General features: G+C 39.1%; 19 protein-coding genes. 13 read left to right on the top strand and 6 right to left on the bottom strand.

Annotation, left to right across the window (positions count from 1 at the left end):
* Window positions 1-24: 24 nt before the first annotated feature.
* Window positions 25-2,226 carry a flagellar biosynthesis protein FlhA gene (flhA, locus tag ACWIUE_RS03015; RefSeq protein WP_454134745.1) on the bottom strand — a complete coding sequence of 734 codons (2,202 nt, stop codon included), beginning with the start codon at window positions 2,224-2,226 and terminating at the stop codon, window positions 25-27.
* 177 nt (window positions 2,227-2,403) lie between these two features.
* Between flhA and rpsO the strand changes: the two genes are divergently transcribed.
* From rpsO to ACWIUE_RS02990, 5 genes are all read left to right on the top strand, one after another.
* Window positions 2,404-2,679, top strand: coding sequence for a 30S ribosomal protein S15 (rpsO, locus tag ACWIUE_RS03010; RefSeq protein WP_454134743.1), 276 nt, complete (start codon window positions 2,404-2,406; stop codon window positions 2,677-2,679).
* Between the two features lie 394 nt (window positions 2,680-3,073).
* The gene (locus tag ACWIUE_RS03005; RefSeq protein WP_454134741.1) at window positions 3,074-4,000 is read left to right on the top strand and encodes a 3'-5' exonuclease; all 927 of its coding nucleotides are present in this window, start codon (window positions 3,074-3,076) and stop codon (window positions 3,998-4,000) included.
* A gap of 10 nt (window positions 4,001-4,010) precedes the next feature.
* On the top strand, window positions 4,011-5,345 hold the full coding sequence (locus ACWIUE_RS03000; RefSeq protein ID WP_454134739.1) for a hypothetical protein: 1,335 nt from the start codon (window positions 4,011-4,013) through the stop codon (window positions 5,343-5,345).
* Window positions 5,338-6,711: a hypothetical protein gene (locus ACWIUE_RS02995; protein WP_454134737.1), complete on the top strand. Its 1,374-nt coding sequence runs from the start codon at window positions 5,338-5,340 to the stop codon at window positions 6,709-6,711. The genes ACWIUE_RS03000 and ACWIUE_RS02995 overlap by 8 nt, the downstream gene beginning before the upstream one ends.
* Window positions 6,701-7,750 carry a DUF1848 domain-containing protein gene (locus ACWIUE_RS02990; protein WP_454134736.1) on the top strand — a complete coding sequence of 350 codons (1,050 nt, stop codon included), beginning with the start codon at window positions 6,701-6,703 and terminating at the stop codon, window positions 7,748-7,750. The genes ACWIUE_RS02995 and ACWIUE_RS02990 overlap by 11 nt, the downstream gene beginning before the upstream one ends.
* Here ACWIUE_RS02990 and ACWIUE_RS02985 read toward each other — a convergent pair.
* Together ACWIUE_RS02985 and ACWIUE_RS02980 are read right to left on the bottom strand one after the other, a co-directional pair.
* Window positions 7,707-8,624, bottom strand: coding sequence for an RluA family pseudouridine synthase (locus ACWIUE_RS02985; RefSeq protein WP_454134982.1), 918 nt, complete (start codon window positions 8,622-8,624; stop codon window positions 7,707-7,709). The genes ACWIUE_RS02990 and ACWIUE_RS02985 overlap by 44 nt on opposite strands.
* A gap of 65 nt (window positions 8,625-8,689) precedes the next feature.
* The gene (locus tag ACWIUE_RS02980; RefSeq protein ID WP_454134735.1) at window positions 8,690-9,919 is read right to left on the bottom strand and encodes a non-canonical purine NTP pyrophosphatase; all 1,230 of its coding nucleotides are present in this window, start codon (window positions 9,917-9,919) and stop codon (window positions 8,690-8,692) included.
* An 85-nt stretch (window positions 9,920-10,004) separates the two neighbouring features.
* Here ACWIUE_RS02980 and ACWIUE_RS02975 point away from each other — a divergent pair, with 85 nt between their 5' ends.
* The 5 genes from ACWIUE_RS02975 (at window position 10,005) to ppa (ending at window position 15,535) form a co-directional block, all read left to right on the top strand.
* Window positions 10,005-11,324: an MFS transporter gene (locus ACWIUE_RS02975; protein WP_454134733.1), complete on the top strand. Its 1,320-nt coding sequence runs from the start codon at window positions 10,005-10,007 to the stop codon at window positions 11,322-11,324.
* Window positions 11,325-11,513: 189 nt separating this feature from the next.
* On the top strand, window positions 11,514-12,458 hold the full coding sequence (locus tag ACWIUE_RS02970; RefSeq protein WP_454134731.1) for a chemotaxis protein CheW: 945 nt from the start codon (window positions 11,514-11,516) through the stop codon (window positions 12,456-12,458).
* A 20-nt stretch (window positions 12,459-12,478) separates the two neighbouring features.
* Window positions 12,479-14,254, top strand: a complete 1,776-nt coding sequence (gene aspS, locus ACWIUE_RS02965; RefSeq protein WP_454134730.1) for an aspartate--tRNA ligase — start codon at window positions 12,479-12,481, stop codon at window positions 14,252-14,254.
* An 18-nt stretch (window positions 14,255-14,272) separates the two neighbouring features.
* Window positions 14,273-14,845, top strand: a complete 573-nt coding sequence (locus ACWIUE_RS02960) for an adenylate kinase (RefSeq protein WP_454134728.1) — start codon at window positions 14,273-14,275, stop codon at window positions 14,843-14,845.
* 171 nt (window positions 14,846-15,016) lie between these two features.
* Window positions 15,017-15,535, top strand: coding sequence for an inorganic diphosphatase (gene ppa / locus ACWIUE_RS02955; RefSeq protein ID WP_454134980.1), 519 nt, complete (start codon window positions 15,017-15,019; stop codon window positions 15,533-15,535).
* On the opposite strand, the gene ACWIUE_RS02950 is transcribed toward ppa, so the two are convergent.
* Window positions 15,523-15,693: a hypothetical protein gene (locus ACWIUE_RS02950; protein ID WP_454134726.1), complete on the bottom strand. Its 171-nt coding sequence runs from the start codon at window positions 15,691-15,693 to the stop codon at window positions 15,523-15,525. The genes ppa and ACWIUE_RS02950 overlap by 13 nt on opposite strands.
* Between ACWIUE_RS02950 and dnaB the strand changes: the two genes are divergently transcribed.
* The 3 genes from dnaB to ACWIUE_RS02935 are packed head-to-tail and all read left to right on the top strand — an operon-like array spanning window position 15,675 to window position 17,462.
* Window positions 15,675-17,102, top strand: coding sequence for a replicative DNA helicase (gene dnaB / locus ACWIUE_RS02945; RefSeq protein ID WP_454134724.1), 1,428 nt, complete (start codon window positions 15,675-15,677; stop codon window positions 17,100-17,102). The genes ACWIUE_RS02950 and dnaB overlap by 19 nt on opposite strands.
* 14 nt (window positions 17,103-17,116) lie before the next feature.
* Window positions 17,117-17,290, top strand: coding sequence for a hypothetical protein (locus ACWIUE_RS02940; protein WP_454134722.1), 174 nt, complete (start codon window positions 17,117-17,119; stop codon window positions 17,288-17,290).
* A 37-nt stretch (window positions 17,291-17,327) separates the two neighbouring features.
* Window positions 17,328-17,462, top strand: coding sequence for a hypothetical protein (locus ACWIUE_RS02935; protein ID WP_454134720.1), 135 nt, complete (start codon window positions 17,328-17,330; stop codon window positions 17,460-17,462).
* A gap of 64 nt (window positions 17,463-17,526) precedes the next feature.
* Here ACWIUE_RS02935 and ACWIUE_RS02930 read toward each other — a convergent pair whose 3' ends face one another.
* Together ACWIUE_RS02930 and ACWIUE_RS02925 are read right to left on the bottom strand one after the other, a co-directional pair.
* Entirely contained in the window at window positions 17,527-17,802 is a 276-nt protein-coding gene (locus ACWIUE_RS02930; protein ID WP_454134719.1) for a hypothetical protein, read from the bottom strand.
* Complete coding sequence (locus ACWIUE_RS02925) at window positions 17,756-17,920, bottom strand: hypothetical protein (protein ID WP_454134716.1); 165 nt, start codon at window positions 17,918-17,920, stop codon at window positions 17,756-17,758. Before ACWIUE_RS02925 ends, ACWIUE_RS02930 begins: the two co-directional genes overlap by 47 nt.
* Between the last annotated feature and the right edge of the window lie 14 nt (window positions 17,921-17,934).

Genomic DNA, 17,934 nt, shown 5'->3' with positions numbered 1-17,934 from the left:
TTCTTTAAAATAGATTTGCAAAATTTAGTTAAATTTTAGCTCAATATTGCCCAAAAACTCAATCTTTGCATTTGTGCTAATTTCGGCGTTGCCTAGCACTTTAAGCGGGACATTATTTTTCTCTGCGAGTTTGGATAATGGGGAGCGGAGATTAGTCTCGCAAAGCAAAATCGGGGTGATTTGCAGCTCTTGCGCCTTATTTACGATACTAATAAAGGCATCGATGACTTTTTGCATCTCTGCGATACTTAAAATAAAATGCCGTCCATATTGATTATCCTGCATTTTTTGAAGCAAATAACTCTCAGATTCTGCGGGTAGATTGAAAAACTTCACAGCACCATCATCGCTTTTAAAGAGATTTGTAATCACGCGAGAAAGCGCGGCGCGGACATAATCGATGATTATTGTGGTGTTATTTTGCACTTTTGGGGCAACATCGATGATTGTCTCTAAAATCGTAATCATATCTTTGATAGGAATCCCATCGTGAAGCAAATCGCGCAATACCTTATGTATCACGCCAAGCGGGATTGTTTGCGTATCGCTGACTAAATTTGGAAAGTCATTTTGCAGTTTATTTATAAGATTTTTCACATCCTCTCTTGTTAAAATCTCTTCTGCATATTGTCTAATCAACTCGCTAATATGCGTGCTAATCACAGTCGCAGAATCTACGGCAATATATCCGCGCGTTAATGCCTCATCCTTGCTATCCACGCCATCTACCCAAAGGGCATCGCCATTGCTAACAGGGTCTTTTGTGGGAATGCCATCAAGTCCGCTAATTTCCTCGCCTGTGGGATTTAGCACCAAAAATTTATTCACTTCCACCTGCCCGCCGCCGATTTTCACGCCTTTTAGGAAAAATTCATAGGTATTTGAGGGCAAATCAGGATAGAGCGATGAAATGGAGATTTTAGGGATGACAAATCCATATTGCGAAGCGAAATTCACGCGAATAGCGCGGATTTTCTCCATTAAAGGACTTTCGGGGCTATTTGCGATTTTGACTAATTCAAGTCCGACATTTAGCAACAGCACATTTTGCCTCAAACGATTATCTATCATATCTTCGTGCTGTTGATTTATCCACCGCTCTTTTGCCTCCATATCGCTTTTGCTTAAAACTTCATTTTTTGCCTCTAATGGCTTTTGCTTGATTATGGGGGCGGTTTGCGGGGATTTTTTAAGTGGCAATATTGCAAAGATTTTATCACTGCCATAGCTCAAAAGATAGCTCATTAGCAAAAATACAAATCCCACAAATCCTAGCGACAAAGTCGGCAGTCCCGGTATTAGCGCGAAAAATACCAAAATCGTCCCAACTATTGCCAAAATCTTGCTATTGCCTAAAAGCTGATTTACTACTCTTTTTGGGAAACTTTGCTCATCGCTTTTTGTGGCGCGTGTGATTACGATACCTGTGGCAGTTGAGACGATGAGTGCAGGGATTTGGCTTACCAAACCATCGCCGATTGTTAAAATCGTAAAAGTCGCCGCACTCTCTGCTAACCCCATACCACGCATAAAAAAGCCGATTAAAAATCCGCCGATGATATTTACAAAAGTTATGATGATTCCAGCAATAGCATCGCCTTTGACAAATTTGCTCGCACCATCCATTGAGCCATAAAAATCCGCTTCTTGCGTGAGTGCTTCTCTCCGCCTTTGCGCTTCGTCTTTTTCGATAAGCCCTGAATTTAAATCCGCGTCAATCGCCATTTGTTTGCCCGGCATCGCTTCTAACATAAATCGCGCTTGGACTTCTGCCACGCGCGTTGCGCCGTTTGTGATTACCAAATAATTCACAATCACCAAAATACTAAAAACAATAATGCCGATGACATAATTCCCGCCGACAACAAAATTCCCAAACGCGCTAATTATCTCACTCACATTTTCCGCGCCCAAATGCCCGTTGCTTAAAATCATTCGCGTAGTGGCGACATTTAGCGCAAGGCGAAAGAGCGTAACCATAAGCAGTAGCGTAGGAAACGCCGAAAAATCCGTAGGTTTGGCGATATAAAGCCCGATTAAAATGATAAGCACGGATAGCGCGATAGAAATCGTTAGAAAAAAGTCCAATAACGGCGCAGGTAGTGGCACGATGATGATGGCTAAAATCGCCATTATAAAAAAGACGACAATCAAATCTTTGGAGCGAAAAATACTGCCTACAAGCGATTTTACTGCGAATTGATTTTGCGGTGAATGTTGCGCCAAAGCGTCCCCTTAAATTTGTGAATCTAAAAATGCGGATTTTAGCGAAATTTTGCTTTAAAGTTTGAAATCAAATCTACAATTTTGCAAAATCTAAGCAAAATTAAAGGATTTTATAGTAAGATTCGCGCTTTTAATTTTGATACCAAATTTTAATTATACCAATCACGGAGGTTTGAAATGGCTTTGGATTCGGCGAAAAAGAGTGAGATTATCTCAAAATTTGCGCGAGGTGGCAATGATACAGGCTCTAGCGAAGTGCAAATCGCGCTTCTAACGGAGCGAATCGCAAGCTTGACAGAGCATTTACGCGCAAACAAAAAAGACCACGCAAGTCGTTTGGGGATGCTAAAATTAGTCGGGCAAAGGCGCAGTCTGCTAAAATATCTCAAAAATACAGATTATGACAAATACGCACAGGTTATCAAAGAGCTAAATTTAAAAGATAAAATCTAAAAATACGCGCAGATTGCGAGTAGATTCTGCGAATTTGGCAGAATCTAAGATTTGAAGTGCAGAATCTAATCGTAGAAACGCAGAATCTGTGCTAGATTCTGCGATAAAGATTTTATAAAATTTAGCGTTCGTTAAATTTTAAAAGGTGGATTTGGCGTAAATTTTGAACTGATTTTTATTGTCAAAATAGCAAAAAATATAGTATAATCCGCATTTTTATTGCAAAGGATTTTGATGAGTGGTTATTATGTGCGATTGCCAAAGCTTACCGATTTAACGACACATCAACGCGTTGTTGTAAATGATATAAATCCAATTTTTGTTAGCGGACTAGCTGGGAGTGGCAAATCTGTGTGTTTGATATATCGCTATATAAATCGCCTAAAAAGTAGCAATGGCGATTCCCCCCCCCCCATTTGCCTATATCACTTTTACAAAAACATTAAGAGAATACACAAAGAGCGTTGTTGCGGGAGAAAATTTAACATTAAGCGAGATTTGTCTTGCTACTAGATTTGGGTGCAAAAAACTCAATTACAAAGAAATCATCATTGATGAAGCGCAAGATTTAAAGCTAGATTGGCTTAAAACAATCAAAAATAAAACCGAATCTTTAAGCGTAGGTGCGGATTTTAAACAACAAATTTATGAAGATAGAATTACAGAAAATGAAATCAAAAATCTGCTCTCACATAATATTGAGTATAAACTTGAAAAAATTTTTAGAAATACTTTTAATATTTTAAATTTTATCGTTAAAAATTGGCATAAAACACTTTATACACCTGAGGAACTTGAATCTTTAAAGCAAAGAAATAAGATAGGCACAAAACCTACGCTTTGCATTGGTGTGGATTTTATCTTTGATATTATCGAAGAATATGAAATCTATAAAGAAATAGATTCTGCAAAACATAATATTGCTATTTTGTGTTATAACCAAGCAAATGTCGAAAAATATCATAAACTTTTAGAACAAAAGAAAATAGAACACACCTATTATTATTCATCTTTATTGCCGAGTGATGCTGAGCCACAATTAAGCTCACTTCATATCACCACTTTTCATTCGGCAAAGGGTTTGGAGTTTGATACGGTGATAATCCCAGACTTTGAAAGCTATAAAACGCATTTTATAAATTTGAAAGATAAAAATAATTTTACATTGACACAGCGAAAAGCTCTATATGTCGCTATGACAAGAGCAAAGGAAAATTTATATTTGGTTGCAAATAGCAAAATAGATTTTTTAAAAGATAGCAATACTTATGAGATTCAAACTAGGCGAAATCTTATAGATATTGATGATATACCATTTTAAAGGATAGAGTATGCAAAAATTTTACTTTTCGATACACTCGGTAAATTTGGCGGATTTTTTAAATAGTGCCATTATTGAAAATGTGGTTTTGCGTGAAAAACGATTTGCATTTAATGGCGATGATGTATGTTTGGAGCTTGTCATTAGTGAATCCGAAAAAGATAATTTAAAATCACTAGAAAATGGCTTTTTTTTATACGAATCTGCGTTGCCATTATCGCGTTTAAGAATGATTATATTTGAAAATAAAGAGCAATTAGAGCAAACGATAGGCACGATAGAACTGACAACGGCATTTGTTTTAAGAGATATGTGTGTAGTTTTGCCATTAGAGAAAATTCATAATTTAGATATTAAAACACGCGAATCTAATGCGGATAAATTAAAAGAATTTGATAGATATTTGGGTGCGATGGCATTTTTGCGATATAACGCTAGTGGCGATAAATTTTTATCCTGCGTTTTTGAATATTTGGATTATTTTTTGCGTAAATCGCAAATGCCTTTTAATGAGTTTGAGAAAATCAAACCATTTTTAGAAGGCAAAATGCTAATAGATGATGTGCGCCGTTATGCTGTTGAAAATGGACTAACATACAAAGAAAAACAGCTTGGGAAACAATTCAAACAAGATGATGAAATATTAAATATTTTAGCACAAATTGCACTTTATGCTGGCGATGAATCACCTAAAAGAGTAGTTGATATGTTGGGAATTGAACCATATAAATTGCCTAGTGAAAATAAATTTTATTTCGCGCTTGGGTATTTTGTAGGGTATAGTAGATTTGCAAACAAAGAGCGAAATAAAAAAATCAAATTTGAATTTAATAAATTTGATTTGACAATCATTGAAATCATATATAGCTTTGTTTGGGCGCATAATCTAAATAAAGAAATTGATGATTTTATAAAAGATAGCAGGGTTTTTAGTGGGCATTTTGCTAGTTTGCTTTTTAATAAAGGCAATGTTGAGAGACAAATTTTGCTAGAACTTTACAATAATGCCGTAAGTTACACGATAGAACAAACTAATCTTTTAAACAAAAAATTGCTTCTAAAAATAGATTCATTACAAAATAAATTACAAGAGCAAATCAAAGAATTACAAGAACAAAATGAAAAATTACTTCTAAAAATAAATTCATCGCAAAATGAATTGCAAAAGCAAATCAAAGAACTACAAGAACAAAATAAAAATTTGATTTTAGAAAATGAAAATCTTAAAAAAGATATTACAGCACTAATCAACAAGCCAAAGCGTAAAAGTAGCACAAAAAGAAGCACAAAAGCTAAATCACCAAAAGAACAAACATTATTAGAGATAGATAGCAAAAATGACTAAAATTTTAAGCGTCCTAAACGCCACTGCTACGCATAATTTGCAAGAATGCTACGAAGAGTTTGAAATTACAAGCAAAGTAGATTTAATGCAAAATAGAGAATCTTTAAGCAAATCTTTTGAAAATCTGCATAAAAATTTGGATTCTTTATACCGCAATGATGCGCATTTGATAGAACTTTTTGCGCGAATCTATTATGAAGTAAATTGCAAGTTTGAATTTAAGTGCATTTATGATTTTTTAAGACGACAAAATCACACAAACAAATGGTTAGATTTTGCTAAAAATGTCATCGACAATCCAAGCGAATTTCGGGCGCATTTTGAAAATCTTGCAAATCTTTATGATGAGCAAAATATCAGTGATATAAACGAAGAATTTATCTATCTTTATCTAAAATATTTTGAAAAGTCTAATAATCAATCTTTATTGCAATCGTTGTGGCAAAATTGCGATGAAAAGTCGCATTTGGCGACTTATTTGGTGGAGATTTTGCAGAATCTGCCAAATGATTATATTGCCGCAAGAAATGCGCTATTACAAGCATTTGATAGCGAATCTAAAATCATCGCGCAAAATATCAAAATCACAATCGAATCTAGCGACTATGCAACTTCTTTAAGGCGGATTTGCCATATAAATTTTGATAAAATTTTGACTTATTGCAAGTCAAATAAAACTAAATGCGATTTGGAGCGTGGCAGAAAAATTTTGCAAGATTCAAATGAGCTAATTTGCTATTTAGGCATTTATGGGCTAATGCACCAAATAAAACTAAATGCAAGTTTTAAAGCTCTATGCAATGCGGTGAATCTAAATGATAAAAATATCAATATCATCGATTATGGTTGCGGACAGGCTTTGGGTAGTTGCGTGTTTTTAGATTTTATAAAAAATCACAATCTAAACGCTAAAATAAATCACATAATTCTCATCGAGCCTTCAAGTGTGGCGTTATCAAGGGGGATTTTGCATTTAAATCTACTTGAAATTAGCGAAAATCAAATAAAAGCGTTTAATAAAGGTTTAGATGATATAAAAATAAGAGATTTAGAACTGATTGGGCAAAATATAACTTTACATATTTTTTCTAATGTGTTGGATTTGACGAATTTTAGGTTAGATAGGGCGTTTTATGATAAGATTTCAAGCGCAAACAAGGGGCAAAATATATTTATTTGCGTAAGTCCGCCTTATAATAATACGCAAGTAAGGTTAGATTTATTTTATCAACATTTCAAAGAAAACTACAATGCAGAGCTAATTTCGCACAATAAAAACGATATATTTGATAACAAATATCATCGCGCTATTAAGCGATATGAATATATATTTCAATGTAATAAGGGAGAAAAATATGAGCGATAAAATTTATGAACCTGTGATTATTTCAGCTTCACGCGCAACGGATATTGCGGGATTTTTTGGCGATTGGTTTGTGGATAAATGGCAAAAGGGCGAATGTAAATGGAAAAATCCATTTAATGGCAAGTTTCATACAATCTCTCTTAAAAAAGCTCGTGCGGTGGTATTTTGGAGCAAATATCCGCAAAACTTTTTCAAACATTTGGATTTTATCAAAGAAAATATACCCATTTTTTATTTTCAATATACGCTAAATGATTATGATAAAAATATCGAGCAGAATCTGCCAAATCTAAATAAACGCATAGAATGCTTTAAAAATTTAAGTGAGCAAATCGGCAAAGATAGGATTATTTGGCGTTTTGACCCGCTAATTTTAAGCGATGAAATATCGTTGCAAAATTTGCTTGAAAAGATAGAATTTATCGGCGATGAGCTAAAAAATCACACGGAAAAATTTGTATTTTCTTTTTTAGATATTTATGGTAAAACGGGACGAAATATGCACAAAGCAGGTATAAAATACATAGAATGGGACGATAAATCTATGAATGAATTTGCGCAAAAATTAAGCGAACTTAAAAACAAAAAAGGCTGGAATTTTACGCTTAGCACTTGCGCTGAAGAGAAAAATTTGGATGGATATGGCATTACTCACAATAAATGTATAGATGATGATTTGATTTTAAAGCTACTTAAACAAAAAATAGAAAAGCAGGGCGATTTTATAAAAGATTGTGATAAAGAACTTTTGGCGTATCTTGGGCGAAGTTGTAATAAGGGGATTGACGGAGAATTTATAATAATTTCTAAAAAAGATAAGAAAGAATATAAAGAAAAATACAAAGGACAGCGCGCAATAGAAGACACGAAAGACACAGGGCAACGCAAAGAATGCGGGTGCATTGCAAGCAAAGACATAGGCGCGTATAACACTTGCCCCTTTGGGTGCGTGTATTGCTACGCAAATGATAATTTAGAAAAGCCAAAGGCAAATTTTAAGAACCACAATCCACAAAGTGCGAGTTTGGAGGCAAACTAAATGGCATTTTTGAGCGAATAAAAAATTCGTTGCTTTGATAGCAAAAGCGCAGACTTTGGGCGTGGAGCATTAGGCGATTTGCCCCAAAGATTTGCGTCCGCGCTTCGCCACTGATTTTGCCATCCAAAAAATCCCGCGCATTTTTGTCCTCCACACCATAAAGCATCTCGCCTACGATTCTATACCCGATATGCGCCAAATGAGCGCGAATCTGATGTGTGCGCCCTGTGAGTGGCGTGATTTTTAAATGCGTGATATTTCGCGCCGAATCGTAATGCAGAATTTTTATCGCGCTTTGGGCGAATCTGCCGTTTTTATCAATGCAAGTGCGAATGCCTAAATCCACGCCTTTTTGCCCATCTTTTAGTGGCAAATCGATGATAAAATCGTGCGAATCTGCGTTAGATTTGCGTGTGGTTATAATCGATTTGCCAAATTTTTGCGCTAAATTTGCAATGTTGATTCGCCCAAAAACTACTGCAAGGTAGGTTTTCTCCACTTCGCGCATTTCAAAATATCGCTTTAAAATCACTTCGCTTTTTTTGTTTTTTGACACAATTACAAGTCCGCTAGTCTCGCTATCAAGGCGATTTATGGGATTTGCATTTGCGCCCAAATGAAAGCGAATGCTATCAAGCAAACTTGCGTGAGAAAATCGCCCCTTTGGGTGCGTGAGAAGCCCCGCAGGTTTGTCAAATAGCGCAAAATCCGCCGTTTCAAAAATGGGCTTTAACTCTGTCGCCTCCGCCCTAAAATGATTCACAATAATTTCGCCACTCAAAAATCCCGCCTTTTGGCTAAATATCGCGCCATTGCACTCAATCCTGCCTTTGTCAATCATCTTTTGCGCTTCTTTGTGCGTGATTTTTAGCATCTGTTGCAAAAAAATTGTCGCCTTTTTGGGCGAATCAAGCGTGAATTTTTCGCGGACAAAGGGCATTATTTTAGTAATAGTCGCATTAAATCTAGCGCGTGTCTGCGATGTGAGAGCGCGTTTTTGACTTCGCTTGGGAGTTCGGCGATTGTTTTGTCAAAGCCATTTGGGATAAAAATGGGGTCGTAGCCAAAGCCGTTTTGTCCGCGAATCTTGCAAATGACTTTGCCATTTAAAAAGCCGTGAGTGGTGAGTGCGATTGTCTCTTTGTAATCGCTAGATTCTGCGATTTTCGTGCGATTCGCAGAATCTAGCGCAGAATCTGCGATAGTTTCGCCATTTTTATCATTTGATTCGCTTGAATCTTTTCGCAAAAGGGCTGCACCCCCCACCCCGCTCCCCCTACGCGCCAAAAGCTCACGCTTTTCGCTTTTAGGGGGAGTGCCTCGCTTTTCCGCTTCTAGCAAAAAATCGGCACTCGCACTACTGCTCGTTTGCTCCCGATTTTTTGCACCACGAAGCGGGCGAGTTTTGGGTGCTTCGCACGGATTTAATTTGGATTGCTTCGATTCGGCTATCGCCGAATCTCGCAATGACGAAGTTAGGACAGATTCTGCGATTTTGTGCGAGATTCTGCGATTTGCAGAATCTACCCACTCCCTTTGTCCCCCGCGCGCATTTTGGAGGGGGAGATTATTTTCTCGCAATGACAAATCTATCGCACAACACGCTACGCAAGATACAAATTTTGCGCTAGATTCTGCGATTTGTCGTGCTTTTAGCTCGTTAATCAAACGCGCAATATTTTCGCTATCACTTGAATCTACCCACCCCCTAACCCCCTCCGCAAGGGAGGGGGGACAAACTGACTTAACCTCCGCAAGGGAGGGGGAAAATTTGAAATCGCCATCCAAAATGGAGGGGGAAAATTTGGAGTTGCCCTCCGCAAAAGCGTGGAAATCCATAAAATTTTTTGGCAAATTCGCAAATCGTGCCGAAAAAATATTTGGCATTCCGTGTAGCACATCTACGCAAATCCCGCTATCCTCTGCCATCAAAACCACTTTTTTCTCCCCAAATTCGCGCAAAATCGCAGAATCTAAATGCGCCAAATTTATCATTTTTTCATATAGCGCACTTACTTTTAGCACCGCATTTTGCGCGAAACTGCTTCCATTCTCCACCACCTCAAAAGCATCCATAAACTCCGTATAAATCCGCACTTCCGCCTCCGCAAAAATCGCTTTAATCTCCCGTGCCTTGTGCAAATTTCCGCTAAAAAATATGATTATCATAAGTTAATCCCAAAAATTCAAAAATTTTTGTAAAATTATGCCCCAAAAATTCATAAAATTTCACATTAAAATTTAAGGTTTGTCAATGTTTAAAATCACCGCTTCGCTCTCAATCATCGCCGCACTGCGCTTTTTTGGACTTTTTGTCGTAATGCCGACTTTGGCACTTTTTGTGCAGGATTTTGGCGTGAAGAGCGCGAGTGTCATAGGCATCGCAATTAGCGCGTATGCGGTTAGTCAAATCATCTTTCAAGTGCCATTTGGCATTTTGGGCGATAAGTTTCAAAAGCGCGCGGTGATTACCTTTGGACTTTTGATTTTTGCGATGGGCTCGATAATCTGCGCCTTTGCTACGAGTATTGAAATGCTGATTTTTGGGCGGATTTTGCAAGGTGCAGGGGCGATTGGAAGCGTGATTAGCGCAAATATCACGGATTTGATTAGCGAAGAGAAGCGTGGCGGGGCGATGGCGTTTATGGGCGTTTGCATTTTTATAAGTTTTATTGTTGCGATGATTTTAGGAAGTGCGCTTGGTGCGCGGTATGGGACGGATAAGCTATTTTTGCTAACGGCGTTTTTATCGCTAATTGCCATTATTCCGCTTTGGGTGCTCGTGCCAAAAAGTCCTAATTTACGCTACTCTACGCCAAAAAGCAATCATTTTGCCCTGCTTTGCGATAAAAACTTGGCATTGCTAAATGTTAGTATCGCAGTGCAGAAGTTTTTGATGAGTTTTGCCTTTGTGATTATCCCTGTAATGCTTATTTCGCACTTTGGAATGGATAAAAATGACATTTGGAAGGTGTTTAGTTTAAGCGCGGTGCTGGGACTTTTCGCACTGCCTCCAAGTATGATAATCGCAGAAAAAAAGAAGCTGCCAAAGGAAGTTTTGCTTTTTTCAATCGCCCTTTTTGGCGTGGCATTTGCGCTAATTGGCATTGGCGATGGTGGAAAGTCGCTTTTTACCTATGCTGTGGGGGTTGTGGCGTTTTTTTGTGCGTTTTGTATCTCTGAGCCGATTTTGCAGAATCTCGCTTCAAAATATCCCAAAATCCAAGATAAAAGCGTCTCGCTAGGCATTTTTACGACTTTTGGATATTTGGGTTCGTTTTTGGGCGGAGTTTTGGGCGGATTTATCATCGATAAATTTAATTTTGTGCTTGTAATTTGGGTGGTAATAATAGCGATTGCGCTGTGGTTTGTGGCGTTTTTGGCACTAAAAAATCCAAAAAATTCGCAGAATCTCTATATGAAAATCTCATCGCAGATAAAATCAATCGCCGAAATCAACGCAATGCAGGGTGTTTTGGAAAGTTATGTGAATGAAAATGAAAATTTACTCATTGTGAAATTTGATAATACGATAATTAAAAAAGAGGCGTTAGAAGTGGCGATTTTGCGGTAGATTCTGCGCTAAATTCGTCATTGCGAGACTTGCTTGCAAGTCGTGGCAATCTAGATTCTGCGATTTTCACATATTTTTCGCAGAATCTGCGCTCATTTATTTACATTTAAAAAAATATTGTATAATGCCAAATTTTATTTTTAGATTTTTGCAAAAATTCTCAAAAATTTTCTCAACACGGGGGCGATGGTGCTAAAAGAAATAGCCAAAACGACAGAATTACATTTGATGAACGAAGTGCAGTTTTTGTGCTTTTTGCTTGAAAATGAGGGCGAATTATACGCGACAAATGTCTTTAAAGTGCGCGAAGTGGTGCATTACACGGACACTCTCACAAAAACAGAGGGCGAGGATAATGATGTGGTGCTTGGATTTATCACAATGCGGGGCGAATCGATACCATTGCTTGATTTGCGTAGGTGGCTGTATTTTGACCCGAAGGATAAATTAAAGGATTTGCGCGATTTTGCGGTGGATTCAGAGCAGTATTTAATCATAATTTGCGATTTTAGTGGCTACACCGTGGGTTTGCGGATACATTCGGTGAAGCGAATCATTCAGCGAAGCTGGGATGAAGTCGTCACAGGCAGTGAATATGGCTTCCAAAAGGACGGCAAAGTCGTGGCGACTACGAAATTTGATGATGGTAAAATCGTGCAGATTTTAGATGTGGAGAAAATGTTAGGCGAGATTTTCCCTATGGTGCGCGACCAAGAGAGCCTTGATATGCAGACAATCACGCGCATTGATAGCAATAAAATCATACTTTTGGCAGAAGATTCTAGCTCGGTGACAAAGTCTATGCAGCTTTTGCTTGAAAAGCTAGGACTGCGCTATTATTCATTCCCAAATGGCAAAGAATTGCTAAATTATCTCCGCAATGAGCGAAATTTAGATACCATCGGTGCGATTATCACGGACTTAGAAATGCCTGTGGTAAGTGGCTTTGAAGTGTTAAAGCAAATCAAAGAAAGCGATGAATACAAGCATTTGCCCGTGATTGTGAATACTTCGATGAGTAGCGAGTCAAATATCTCTCTTGCAAAGTCGCTAAAAGCGGACGCATTTTTAACAAAGCTAAAACCTGTGGAGTTAGAGTTTGAACTGCGTCAAGCACTTGGCGTCCCACTTTAAATTCAATAAAAAGGCGGATTATGCGGACAAAATTATGTGGCGAAGTTAGCGAAAATGACATTGGCAAAGAAGTGCGCCTTTGTGGGTGGTGCAACTCATATCGCAATCACGGAGGCGTGGTGTTTATTGACTTGCGCGATTTTAGCGGTGTCGTGCAATTAGTTTTTGACCCAAATTGCAAAGATTATGACAGCGCGGGGGGCATTAGAGATGAATTTGTGCTACGAGTAAGTGGCAAAGTCCGCGCACGGGGCGCAGGATTAGAAAATCCCAAGCTAAAAACGGGCAAAGTTGAAGTTGTAGTGGAGCAACTCACAATCGAAAACAAAAGCAAAACGCCACCAATCGAAATAGGCGCAGAATCTACAAGCGAAGAGTTAAAGCTAAAATATCGTTATTTGGATTTGCGCTCTCAAAAAAATTACGACACATTCGCGCTTCGCTCTAAAATAGCCATAAAAACGCGCACGAGTTTAGAATCTATGGGCTTTTTAGAAGTCGAAACGCCCATTTTGACAAAAGCTACGCCAGAGGGCGCAAGGGATTTTTTAGTCCCTAGCCGAATCTACAATGGCGAATTTTTCGCGCTTCCGCAAAGTCCGCAGCTTTTTAAACAGCTACTAATGATGAGCGGATTTGATAGATATTTTCAAATCGCAAAATGCTTCCGCGATGAGGATTTGCGCGCAGATAGGCAACCTGAATTTACGCAAATTGACATTGAGATGAGTTTTTGCGATGAAAATGCCGTGATAGAAGTCGCTGAGAAACTTTTAAGTGATATTTTTGGCGCGTGTGGGCATAAGATTAAGACGCCATTTCCGCGAATGGATTACAATGAAGCGATAGAGAAATATGGTAGCGATAAACCAGACTTGCGATTCGCACTCCCGCTTTGCGATGTGGGCGAGTTTTTTAGCGATTCGAGTAATGAGATTTTTAAAAATATCGCGGGTGATTTGAAAAAAAATCGATTCAAAGCACTAAAAATCCCAAATGGGAGTAATATTTTCACGCGCAAAATGTTAGATGAAATGGAGGATTTTGTCCGCAAATTTGGCGCAAAAGGTTTGGCTTATATTCAAGTTAGACAGGGAGATTCGCAAGCGCGAAGTGAAAATGGTGCGGTTGAAGTAAAGGGTCCCCTAATGAAATTTGTCGCCGAATCTAAGCGCGAATCTTTTAAAAAAGCATTAGATTTAAAGGACGGCGATTTGGTGTTTTTTGGCGCGGGTGAGGCAAAAATCGTGTTGGATTATATGGGACGATTGCGCCTAAAATGTGCTGAGATTATGAAACTAATCGATAAAGATGAGCTAAATTTCCTTTGGGTGGTGGATTTTCCTATGTTTGAGTTTGATGATGGGCGATATTACGCGCTTCATCACCCTTTCACAATGCCAAAAGGGCTTGAATCTGGCAATCCGTTAGAGATGACAAGTCGCGCCTATGATGTCGTGCTAAATGGCTTTGAGTTGGGTGGTGGGAGCATTAGGATTCACAAAAATGAGATTCAGCAAAAAGTCTTTGAGATTTTAGGCATTAGTGAGAGTGAGGCGAAAAATAAATTTGGCTTTTTGCTTGAAGCATTGCAATATGGTGCGCCACCGCACGGAGGCATTGCGATTGGCTTTGATAGGCTAATAATGCTACTTACCAAACAGCCTAGCATTCGCGATGTCATCGCATTTCCCAAAACGCAAAAGGCGATTTGTCCGCTAACAAGCGCACCTAGTAGCGTCCCTGATGAGCAGTTAAAAGAGTTAGGCATAAGAGTGCGAGAAAAAGCAAAATAAAAAACGGAGGTAAAAAATATGAAAAAATTGTTTCTAATAATCGGTGCGCCGGGCTCTGGCAAAACCACAGATGCGCAAATCATCGCGCAAAATAATGGCGATTTTATAAAGCATTATTCTACGGGCGATTTGTTACGCGAAGAAGTGGCAAAAGAGACGCCACTTGGCAAAACGATTGACAAATACACTTCAAAGGGCAATTTGGTACCGCTTGAAATTGTCGTAGATACGATTGTAAATGCGCTGAAAAATTCGCCCAAAGATACGATTCTAATTGACGGCTATCCGCGCTCTGTGGAGCAAATGGAGGCGTTAGACAAAGTGCTAAAAGCACAAAGCGAGATTGTGCTAGTAAGCGTTATCGAAGTTGTGGTTAGCGAGGGCGTGGCGTTTGATAGGGTTATCGGCAGGGCGCGTGGGAGCGATGATAATGCGGAGGTTTTCAAAAATCGTATGAAGGTGTATTTAGAGCCATTAGCGCAAATAAAGGCGTTTTATGAAAATCTTGGCATTTTAAAGCAAATCAATGGTGAGCGCACAATCGATGAGATTGTCGCGGAGATGGAGGCGTTTATTAAAAGCAAGGCGTAGATTTATGGCAAATGAATCCACGCCGTCATTGCGAGATTCGCAACGCGAATCGAAGCAATCCACAAAAAATAAAAAATGGATTGCCACGATTTGACTTCGTCAAATCTCGCAATGACAAATCAGAGTAGATTCGCAGAATCTACATTTAAATTTCAACAAAAAGGACAAAAAATGGATTTAAGTAAATTGACTTATGGTGGCAAAGATTTCGTAAATGCGGTGATTGAAATCCCTTATGGTTCAAGCGTGAAATACGAAGTCGATAAGGACACAGGCGCGATTATGGTAGATAGAGTAATGTATAGCGCGGTTTATTATCCCGCAAATTACGGCTTTATCCCGCAGACTTTGGCTGATGATGGCGACCCTATGGATATTTTGGTGCTAAATCAATACCCACTTCAAGCAGGAAGCGTCATCAAATGTCGTATTATCGGCGTTTTGATTATGGAAGATGAAAGCGGAATGGACGAAAAACTTTTGGCACTACCCGCCGAAAAAATTGACCCAAGTTACAGCAATATAAAGGATTTTAGCGATTTAAGTGAGCTTTCATTAAATCGAATCAAAAATTTCTTTGAGACTTACAAAATGTTAGAGCCAAACAAATGGGTGAAGCTAAAAAACTTCGAGGGCAAGGCAAAAGCGATTGAGATTTTAGAAAAATCCATCAAAAATTACAAAGCGTAAGATTTTGTGGCGATTCGTGGATTTTGGATTCGTGGCAAATGCGTGGCGATTCGTGGCAAATTGTGGCAGATTCGCAATAGATTTGTGGCAGATTCGTAGCTATTCGTGGCAAAGATTTGATTAGATTCGCAGGTGATGTATGGATTCAAGCATATCATTTGAACGCGCACTTTTAGCCTCAATCCTTTACAATCCAAATATTTTTGGCGAGATTGAAAGCGAGTTAGATTCAAGCGACTTTTCTTACGAGCAAAATGGCGCGGTTTTTGCCACGATGAGCGAACTTTACAAGGCTGACTTGCCACTTGATAACAACTACATTTTGACGCGCTGTGGCAAAAAAGGCAAGGATTTAGAAAATTTTAAGGCAAATTTTTTAGAGATTGTCGCAACAAGCGCGATTGTGGATATTAAGGGCTATATCAGCGAAATTCGCAATATCGCCTTAAAGCGCAAATTGCATTCTTTGGCGATTTCGATTCAAGAAAAAAGCAAAGAAAATGCGATGAGCTCCGCTGAAATCATCGACAATATCGAAAAAGAAGTTTTCAAATTAGAATCTAAAAGCCACACGGGCGATTTTAGGGACGCGCATAGCATTGTCGCCTCTACGCTTGATTATATGCACGAAAACAAAGCGTCAGGCAATCAGATTCAAGGCATTAGCACGGGATTTAAATACTTGGATATGACGACAAATGGCTTTAAAAAAGGCGAACTCATCGTAATCGCCGCGCGTCCGGGTATGGGCAAAACGGCGTTTGCGCTAAATGCGATTTTGCCGACATTGAAGCGCGATGAAGCAGTGGCGTTTGTAAGCCTTGAAATGGGCGCAGAACAGCTAATGCTACGAATCTTTGCTATCGAATCAAATATCCCATTACAAACGCTAATTAGCGCGAATTTGAACGACAATGAATGGCAATATTTGCAAAGCATCAGCACAAAAATTGCGACAGAGTGGCGATTGCATATCGAAGATGGCGCAAATCTCAACATTTCCGCACTAAAATCCAAAATCCGCCGCCTTATGCTAAAAGAGCCAAAACTTACCCTTGTGGTGATTGATTATTTGCAGATTATGAGTGGCGTGGGGAGCAAGGATAGGCATTTGGAAATCGCCGAAATTTCGCGTGGGCTTAAAAATCTAGCCCGTGAGTTAGGAATCACAATCATCGCTTTAAGTCAGCTAAATCGTATGCTTGAATCGCGCGATGACAAACGCCCAATGCTTAGCGATTTGCGCGAATCAGGCGCAATAGAGCAGGACGCTGACATAGTGCTATTTCTTTATCGTGGGCAAATTTATGACATTCGCGACCAGCGCAAACGAATGGAGGACGCCAAAAAAAATGGCAAGGAATTTAAAGAACCGCTCATCATAGAGGGGGAAAGCGAGGAAGTGGAGCTAATCATCGGCAAACACCGCAACGGCGAGTTAAAGACGATTAAGATTATGATGTTTCCCAAATTTACGCGTTTTGTGGATAAGGATTTGCGCGTTGAGGGCGAGCAAATGCCTACAAAGATGATTGATGGGGATGAAAATTTGGATATGCCGTTTTAGATTCTGCACCCATTTTGTCATTGCGAGCGAGCGAAGCGAGCGTGGCAATCCAAGATTCTGCGAAAATCGCAGAATCTAATAAAAATCAATCGTGCGAAGCACCCAAATCTCGCCCGCTTCGTGGTGCAAAAAATCGGGAGCAAACGAGCAGTAGTGCGAGTGCCGATTTTTTGCTAGAAGCGGATTAAGCGAGGCTCTCCCCCTAAAAGCGAAAAGCGGCAGCTTTTGGGGACACAATTTAATAGTCGGGGGGAGCGGGGAGGGGGGTGTAGCCCTTTTGCGAAAAAAATAAGCGAATCTAATCCAAAAAATGACGACAATATCGCAGATTCTGCGAATAATATTTTATTTTGTCATTGAGCGAAGCGAAATATCTCATAATTTCAAAAAAAAGAGATTCTTCGCTTCGCATTTCGTGCTACGCTCAGAATGACAAAATGGATTGCCACGAAGTCGCCCAAAGTGCGACTTCTCGCAATGACGGAAAATAGCGCACTAGATTCTGCGGTTTTTTACAAAAAAATGCAGAATCTCGCGATAACGGACAAAAATACCCCACTTTGTCATTGCGAGGCACAAAGTGCCGAAGCAATCTATTAGATTCTGCGATTTTAGATTCTGCGACTCGCACGGGAATTTTTGCGAATACTTCGTCATTGCGAGGCGCACGAAGCGAAGCGAGTGCAACGAAGCAATCCAAAAAAATAAAATGGATTGCCACGATTTGACTTCGTCAAATCTCGCAATGACGAATTTTTATTAGATTCTGCGTTTTTCACAAATTTCGCAGAATCTCGCAAAAAATCAAAAAATTGCAAAATCTTCCCACATT

It is taken from the genome of Helicobacter sp. 23-1045, assembly GCF_053654655.1.
This window is presented reverse-complemented; position numbering and strand designations above follow the sequence as displayed.